The following is a 6,908-nucleotide window of genomic DNA, read 5'->3' on the forward strand; positions in this document are numbered from 1 at the left end:
GTTTTGCCGCATTTATGCGGACGCCAAATGATTCCATTTGGCTGCAAAATGCTCTAAGGGAAGTTGGCCACTCGGTGCGACTCGCCACCTTGGCGCAACGACTGTCCCCGGCCTTGTTTTATGCCACAATCCGCGCGGCCGCCCGTCCGGCACTGCGGCCGGAAAAGATGCAGCCGCCGAGAAACGTGCCTTCGAGCGCTGCATAGCCGTGCATGCCGCCGCCGCCGAAACCGGCGGCCTCGCCCGCCGCGTACAGCCCCTCGACTGGTTGGCCGCCGGCGCCCAGCACGCGGCTGTCGAGGTCAGTCTCCAGCCCACCGAGCGTCTTGCGGGTCAGGATGCTGAGCCTGACGGCAATCAGCGGGCCATTGGCGGGATCGAGCAGCTTGTGCGGTCTTGCGGTGCGGATCAGCCGGTCGCCGAGATAGGCTCGCGCGCCGCGCAACGCAGTAATCTGCATGTCCTTGGAGAACGGATTGTCGAGCTGCCGGTCGCGGGCGCGGATTTCGCGCTCAACCTGCGCCAGTTCGAGCAGCGGCTCGCAGCCGGCCACTGCGTTCATGCGGGCGACCAGCGCCGGCAAATCAGGCTCGACGATGAAATCCTCGCCCTTCTCCATGAACGCCTTGACCGGCGCGGGCACGCCGCTGGTGGCGCGGCCGAGCACCTGGCGCCAGCTCTTCCCCGTCAGATCGGGGTTCTGCTCGGAGCCCGACAGCGCGAACTCCTTCCGGATGATCTTTTTGGTCAGGATGAACCAGGAATGATCGAAGCCGGTGCTCATGATGTGGCTGAGCGTGGCCAACGTGTCGAAACCGGGATAGAGCGGGACCGGCAGGCGCTTGCCGCGCGCATCGAGCCACAGCGATGACGGGCCGGGCAGGATGCGGATCGCATGATCGGTCCAGATCGGTGCCCAGTTCCTGACGCCCTCGACATAGTGCCACATGCGGTCGCGGTTGATCAGCCGGCCGCCGGCGGCTTCGGCGATCGCCAGCATGCGGCCGTCGACATGATCGGGAACGCCAGTGATCATGCGTTTCGGCGGCGCGCCCATCCGCCTCGGCCAATTCTCCCGGACCAGCTGGTGATTGGCGCCGATGCCGCCGGAGGCGACGATGACGGCCTGCGCCTTCAGCTCGAAATCGCCGGTGATCTCGCGCGAGCTCTTGCGGCCGCGCTCGACGTCGCTCGCCGCCAATAGGTCGCCGCGCACGCCGTCGACGACGCTGCCCGTCCGCGTCAATTCGTTGACCCGGTGACGGAATTTGAAGCGGATCAGCCCGCGCTTCTCGGCCTCGCGTACGCGCTGCGCGAACGGTTCGAGCACGCCAGGGCCGGTGCCCCAGGTGATGTGGAAGCGCGGCACCGAATTGCCGCGGCCGACGGCATTGCCGCCGCCGCGCTCAGCCCAGCCGACCACCGGAAAGAATTTCAGGCCGCGCTGCATGAGCCAGGAGCGCTTCTCGCCGGCGGCGAAGCCGAGATAGGCCTCGGCCCAGCGGCGCGGCCAGAGATCTTCCGTGCGGTCGAAGGCTGCGGTGCCCAGCCAGTCCTCGAGCGCCAGCTCATACGAATCGCGGATGCGCATGCGACGCTGTTCGGGCGAATCGACAAGGAAGATGCCGCCGAGCGACCAGAATGCCTGGCCGCCAAGCGACTGCTCCGGCTCCTGCTCGACGATGATGGCCTTCTTGCCGGCCGCAGTCAGTTCGGCCGCCGCGACAAGGCCGGCAAGGCCGGCGCCGACAATGATCACATCCGCATCGTCGGACATCTATTTGGCCATGATCTCGTCCAAAAACCGGTACCCACTTTTTGGGATCATCGCCGGCCTAGACTGTTTCCCAGCCTTCCTTCTCGCCTGCGCGGAAGATGGCATCGATGACCTTCTGGTTGAGCACCGATTCTTCCAGGGTGAAGACACGATCCTTGCCGCCCCGTGCCGCCCGCGCGAAGGCCTCGACTTCCAGCCGGTACTGTTGCGTGCCGGGAAAGCGGAAAACCTGCGCCTCGCTGTGGTTCTGGTTGTGCAGTTCGACGCGGTGATGGTCGTAGAGGCCGGCGTTGAACGGTGAGAACACCTCGATGAAGCCCTTCTCGCCGTGGAAGACCATCACCTGGCGTGCCGCCATCTGCGTCGACAGGTAAAACGACAGCTCGAAGTCGCCGAAATCGGCGCGGATCGAGGAATAGATGTCGGTCCCGAATGTCTTGTCGCGCTCGATCGTCGCCTGGACGCGCAGAGGCTCCTTGCCGGTCGAAAAGCGCGTCGATACCGTCGGATAGACGCCGATGTCGGGCAGCGCGCCGCCGCCGAGATCGAGCTTGTTGCGCATGTTGTTGGGGTCGACATTGTAATAGGAGAACGCGCCCTGGACATGGCGCAGCCGGCCGATGGCGCCGTTGGCGATGAGGTCGCGCACCTTGATCCATTGCGGATGGTAGACGACCATGAAGGCTTCGCAGACCAGCACGTTCCTGGCATCGCGCAGCTTGATCAATGGCGGAATGTCCTTGGCGTCGAGCGCCAGTGGCTTTTCGACCAGAACATGCTTGCCGGCCTCGATCGCCTTGGCTGTCCATTCGACATGCTGCGAGGTCGGCAGCGGAATGTAGACGCCGTCGATGTCGCTGGAGGCGAGCAGCTCCTCATAGGAGCCGAACGCGTGGCTCGCACCGAAGCGTTCGCCCAGCGCCCGCGCTTTCGACAGATCGCGGCTGGCAATCGCGGACAGCACGCCGTTCTCCGCTTCGACGATTGCCGGCAAAAGCTGCTCGCGGCCGATCTTGGCCGTCGACAAAACTCCCCATCGGAACATCAGATTTCTCCTCTCGATTGCAGGCCTGGAGGTTTGCCCTAATTCAGGAGAAAAGCCAATGCGGGAGCATGGCGGCGAACAGGGCGATCATCTGCGGCTTGTCCGGATGCCGGCGCTGCCCCCTGCGGAACCTGCAAAGGCTATCCCCTTCTACCCATCAGCGTCATGTCGAAATCGACGACGTTGGAATAAATCGGCGTGCCGACATCCATGCCGTAGCGCGACCGCAGCACCTTGCCGGTGACGTGGAATTTTATCGTGCCCGCCCTGAGCCCGCCGAGCTCGGCCGTGAATTTTTCCTGAAAGGTCTTGCCGCGCGCCGTCAGCCGGCCGGTGACAAGGGCCGACGTGTCGCCGGTGCGTTTGACGCTGGTCGAACGGAACTGGATCTCCGGATTGTTGGCCGCGTCGAAAACGGCGTCCGAGCGGAGAAAGGCATCGATGCGGCTTTGGCCGGTACCGACGCTTTCGGGGAAGATGGTGAAATTGACCCGGGACCGGCCGACATCACTGTTGTCGATGAGGATACTGCCCTTGAAGCGGGAGAAGGCACCGTCGAGCCCGCCGCCGCCGAGCTTGGCGATGGAGAAATGGATGCTGGAACTCCCCGGGCTGATCGTGTAGCTGCCGGCCGCCTCGCCAAGGGCAACGGCGGCGAAAACAGGCATGGCAAAACAAGCGGCGGCTGCCGCAAATCCGAAGATGCGCGCGTACATGGAAATGGTCCTCTTGGCAGGCAACGCTTTCTTGCGTCCTCGCCCCATCAACGAATGAGCCGTCCGCTCTATTCCCTGTCGTGATGTGACGAAGCCGTGATCATGCGCGTCAGCACGGTATCCCTCAGCCAGAAATGATGGCGCAGCGCTGCGGCGACATGCAAAGCGACAAGTCCGATGCCGGCATAGGCGAGATACCAGTGCGTCGCTGCCCAGAAGCTTTCTGCCGTGTCCGATTCACCGAGCGGCAGATTGGGCATGACGAACAGATTGAACGGCACGCTCGGGATCTCCAGCACCGAGACCGAGACCAGCGCCCAGCCGGACAGCGGCAGAGCGAGCTGAAACGCATAAAGCGCGAGATGGACCAGCGGCGCCATCCGGCGCTCGAAAGGGCCGACCGAGCGCGGCAGCGGCGGGGCCGGTCTGCCTAGGCGCCAGGCGATGCGCAGGATGACCAGTCCAAGCAGCAGGAAGCCGAAGGATTTATGCAGCTGGATCAGCTCGAAGGCGGTGCGCTGGCTGGACAGCCGCACCATGACGAAGCCGAGCACGAACTGGCCGATAAAGAGCGCCGCGATCAGCCAGTGAAGGATGATCGCCGTCCAGCCGTAGCCGGCCGTCTGGTTTTTGGGCAGTGCTGACATGGTCGGTGAACGAATGCCAGGTCGGCTTTCTTCCACCTCTCCCTTGTGGGGAGGGTTGGCTTACTCGCCGACCTTGAAAAAATCGACAAAGGCCCTGAGCGCCGGCCGCATCTGGCGGCGGCTGGGGTAATAGACGAAGAAACCGTCAAAGCGCGGGCACCAGTCCTCCAGCACGCGAACGAGCTTGCCGCCGGCGAGCGGGTCGCGGACATAGTCCTCGAACACGAAGGCGAGCCCGGCGCCGTCGACCGCGGCATTGGCAATCAGATGGTCCTCGTCGAGGATCAGCGGCCCTTGCACCGGGATTTCGATCTCCTCGCCGTTTTTCTCGAATTCCCAGCGGTAGAGAATGCCGCTGGAGAAGCGGAAGCGGATGCAGCGGTGAGCGGCGAGATCGCGCGGATGCTGCGGCTTCGACCTGGTCTCGAAGTAGGATGGCGTGCCGACCACGGCGCCGCGAAGGTCTGGTCCGATGCGCACTGCGATCATGTCGCGCTGCAGGCTCTCGCCCAGCCGCACACCGGCATCGAAGCCGCCCTCGACGACGTCGGTGAAGCGGTCCTCGATGACGATCTCCAGCACGATGTCGGGATAGGCAGCAGCAAAGGCGCCGAGCCTTGGCGTCAGCGCCAGGTGGGCGGCGGTGCGCGGCACGGTCAGCCTGAGATTGCCCGCCGGCCGGTGGCGCGCCTCGATTGCCGATTCAAGCGCAAGGTCGATTTCCGACAGCGCCGGCCTGAGGCGCTCGAGCAGTTGCGCGCCCTCCTCGGTCGGAGCGACGCTGCGCGTGCTGCGCGCCAGAAGGCGCACGCCGAGGCGCGCTTCGAGGCTGGACACCGCGTGGCTGACCGCCGACGGCGCGATTGCCAGTTCCTTGGCGGCGCCGCGAAAACTGCCGCATTGGGCGACCATTGCCAGTACCGCGAGCTGTGAAAGATGGGTTCGCTTCATTGATCTATTTCTTGGAACAGCCCGTGCAATTGAGAGCCGATTATCGAACTCGGCGCAAGACGCTATCTCTGCCTCATCACAACCATCACAACAAGGAGACACGTGATGCAAACCCGCAAGCTTGGCAATGAACTTGACGTCTACCCGGTCGGCCTCGGCTGCATGGGGATGAGCTTTGCCTATGGTGGCCAGCCGGAGGCGGAGGCGATTGCCACGCTGCGCCATGCCGTCGAGATCGGAGTCAATTTCTTCGACACGGCCGAGGTCTATGGCCCTTTCGAGAACGAGATCCTGGTCGGCAAGGCGCTGAAGCCGGTGCGTGACAAGGTGACGATCGCAACCAAATTCGGCTTCAATATCCTCGAAGAAGGCAGCGGCATGGAGCGCATGGCCGGTGTCGATAGCCGCCCGGAGCATGTCAAGGCCGTGGCCGAAGCGTCATTGAAGCGGTTGGATACGGAGGTGATCGATCTCTATTACCAGCACCGCGTCGACCCCAACGTGCCGATCGAGGATACGGTCGGCGCCATGGCCGAGCTGGTGCGCGAGGGCAAGGTGCGGGCGCTCGGCTTGTCGGAGGCGAGTGCGGCGACCATCCGCCGGGCGCATGCCGTGCATCCGATCGCCGCGGTGCAGAGCGAGTATTCACTGTGGAGCCGCGATCCGGAGGGGGAAGTGTTTGCCGTCTGCCGTGAGCTCGGCATCGGCTTTGTCCCCTATAGCCCGCTCGGCCGCGGCCTGCTCACCGGCACGATTGCCAAGCCCGATGTTCTCGGCGCCGACGACTGGCGCCGCGGGTTGCCGCGCTTCCAGGCCGACGCCATGGCGGCCAATGCGGCGGTCGTCGCCGTGCTGGAAAAGATGGCCGCCGGGAAGGGCGTGACGCCGGCGCAGCTGGCGCTCGCCTGGGTGCTGCATCAGGGCGACTTCATTGTCCCGATCCCTGGTGCGCGAAAAATGCGCCATCTGGAGCAGAATACGGCGGCAGCCGATATCGTGCTGAGCCAGCCCGAGGTGGCATCCATCGGCGACGCCCTGTCGCCGGAAAAGGTGGTCGGCAAGCGCTATACCGAGGAGCTGCTGGCCCTGGTTAACGGGTGAACGGCAATCGACGGCGTAATCGAAACGGGGCGTTTGGGCACCCCTTTTTGACTAATACGGTGCGATGCAAAGCGTTGTGAGACCTCGGCGCGAGACACCCCCTCTGTCCTGCCGGACATCTCCCCCTCAAGGGGGGAGATTGGCAGTTCCCGCGCCCCGCCCGCCCTTCCGGCGCCGGTAATTGGCGAAAGCCGAGGCGACATCCGATCTCCCCCCTTGAGCAGGGCTATCGCATATGAGTGATGGCATTGATGAGATAGTCGTCGTTCCAGGCGCATTTCTTGATGCGATGGCTGATGGGAACTTTGGCAGCATCGGCGGCCTGAAGGATGTTTCTGGCGAGGCGATTGAGAAGGGCCGTGTTGGCGGGGGCATTGTCCTTGCGGGCACGGCTGAGATCCTCATCGAGATGGACATCGAGCATCCAATGCAGGCCGTTCTCGATCTGCCAATGAGCTCTAGTGAGGTGGAGCGCCCGCTGCGGCGACATGAGCGTGGAGCCATGAACAGGCGCATCAACGGCTTGGCCTGATCGCGTCGGCTGGTGATGCGGATGAAGGCCAGGTGACCGGGCATCAGCGGCTCGGCCGCCGCCACGATCTCGGCCTGCCGCCACTCGTTGCGGCCGTGGCTGGTCTCGGTCCGCTCGGCAATGGAAGGGGTGGCGTCGG

General features: G+C 64.3%; 7 protein-coding genes. 1 reads left to right on the plus strand and 6 read right to left on the minus strand.

Annotation, left to right across the window (positions count from 1 at the left end):
- Positions 1-118: 118 nt before the first annotated feature.
- The 5 genes from NKI08_RS04405 to NKI08_RS04425 all read right to left on the minus strand — a co-directional run bounded on the left by NKI08_RS04405 (position 119) and on the right by NKI08_RS04425 (position 5,136).
- Positions 119-1,777 (minus strand): FAD-binding dehydrogenase, encoded by a 1,659-nt coding sequence (locus tag NKI08_RS04405; RefSeq protein WP_352767406.1) that lies wholly within the window; start codon positions 1,775-1,777, stop codon positions 119-121.
- Positions 1,778-1,835: 58 nt separating this feature from the next.
- Positions 1,836-2,822 carry a Gfo/Idh/MocA family protein gene (locus NKI08_RS04410; RefSeq protein ID WP_352767408.1) on the minus strand — a complete coding sequence of 329 codons (987 nt, stop codon included), beginning with the start codon at positions 2,820-2,822 and terminating at the stop codon, positions 1,836-1,838.
- Between the two features lie 140 nt (positions 2,823-2,962).
- A complete protein-coding gene (locus tag NKI08_RS04415) occupies positions 2,963-3,538 on the minus strand; it encodes a YceI family protein (protein WP_352767410.1) in 576 nt (191 codons plus the stop codon).
- Between the two features lie 68 nt (positions 3,539-3,606).
- Complete coding sequence (locus tag NKI08_RS04420) at positions 3,607-4,185, minus strand: cytochrome b (RefSeq protein ID WP_352767412.1); 579 nt, start codon at positions 4,183-4,185, stop codon at positions 3,607-3,609.
- Between the two features lie 60 nt (positions 4,186-4,245).
- Positions 4,246-5,136 carry a LysR family transcriptional regulator gene (locus NKI08_RS04425; protein ID WP_352540002.1) on the minus strand — a complete coding sequence of 297 codons (891 nt, stop codon included), beginning with the start codon at positions 5,134-5,136 and terminating at the stop codon, positions 4,246-4,248.
- A gap of 105 nt (positions 5,137-5,241) precedes the next feature.
- Between NKI08_RS04425 and NKI08_RS04430 the strand changes: the two genes are divergently transcribed.
- The gene (locus NKI08_RS04430; RefSeq protein ID WP_352767414.1) at positions 5,242-6,237 is read left to right on the plus strand and encodes an aldo/keto reductase; all 996 of its coding nucleotides are present in this window, start codon (positions 5,242-5,244) and stop codon (positions 6,235-6,237) included.
- 226 nt (positions 6,238-6,463) lie between these two features.
- On the opposite strand, the gene NKI08_RS04435 is transcribed toward NKI08_RS04430, so the two are convergent.
- Complete coding sequence (locus tag NKI08_RS04435; protein ID WP_352767416.1) at positions 6,464-6,727, minus strand: hypothetical protein; 264 nt, start codon at positions 6,725-6,727, stop codon at positions 6,464-6,466.
- Positions 6,728-6,908: the final 181 nt, after the last annotated feature.

It is taken from the genome of Mesorhizobium sp. M0768 (genome assembly GCF_040320195.1).
GTDB lineage: Bacteria > Pseudomonadota > Alphaproteobacteria > Rhizobiales > Rhizobiaceae > Mesorhizobium.

Excerpts from the sequence above, each read along its gene's own strand:
- NKI08_RS04405 (WP_352767406.1), bottom strand. The coding sequence starts at position 1,777 with ATGTCCGACGATGCGGATGTGATCATTGTCGGCGCCGGCCTTGCCGGC.
- NKI08_RS04410 (WP_352767408.1), bottom strand. The coding sequence starts at position 2,822 with ATGTTCCGATGGGGAGTTTTGTCGACGGCCAAGATCGGCCGCGAGCAG.
- NKI08_RS04415 (WP_352767410.1), bottom strand. The coding sequence starts at position 3,538 with ATGTACGCGCGCATCTTCGGATTTGCGGCAGCCGCCGCTTGTTTTGCC.
- NKI08_RS04420 (WP_352767412.1), bottom strand. The coding sequence starts at position 4,185 with ATGTCAGCACTGCCCAAAAACCAGACGGCCGGCTACGGCTGGACGGCG.
- NKI08_RS04425 (WP_352540002.1), bottom strand. The coding sequence starts at position 5,136 with ATGAAGCGAACCCATCTTTCACAGCTCGCGGTACTGGCAATGGTCGCC.
- NKI08_RS04430 (WP_352767414.1), top strand. The coding sequence starts at position 5,242 with ATGCAAACCCGCAAGCTTGGCAATGAACTTGACGTCTACCCGGTCGGC.
- NKI08_RS04435 (WP_352767416.1), bottom strand. The coding sequence starts at position 6,727 with ATGTCGCCGCAGCGGGCGCTCCACCTCACTAGAGCTCATTGGCAGATC.